The 313-nt window shown below is 72.8% G+C and carries 1 pseudogene; it reads left to right on the top strand.

The features are described from left to right. Positions 1 to 188: pseudogene (locus ADK55_RS23045) on the top strand (hypothetical protein); the annotation flags it as partial. Positions 189 to 313: the final 125 nt, after the last annotated feature.

Genomic DNA, 313 nt, shown 5'->3' with positions numbered 1-313 from the left:
CGCTCGCCGCCGCCGCGATCGGCATGGTCCTGCTCGGCGAGCGCCTCCAGGGCGGGGCCGCGGGCATCGTCCTCGCCGTGGCCGGCGCCTTCGCGGCCGGCCGCGGGGTGATGCTGCTCACCAGGACGACGCCCGGCACACAGGCTTCCGCGCCCACCGCCCTGCCGAGCCGGCATGTGGCAGCATGACCGGCATGATCGAGCGGTCGTTCCTCTCCCTGTGGTCCAAGGACTCGGTGCTGTCCATCGGTTCGGTGGACTCGGTGCTCTCCATCGGCTCCGTCGGCAGTGTGCTGTCGGTCGCCTCGATCGGC

The sequence above is a fragment of the Streptomyces sp. WM4235 genome (genome assembly GCF_001279725.1).
In the GTDB taxonomy this organism is placed as follows: Bacteria; Actinomycetota; Actinomycetes; order Streptomycetales; family Streptomycetaceae; genus Streptomyces.
Note: the sequence above shows the minus strand (reverse complement) of the source record. Positions and strands in the feature narration are given on the sequence as shown.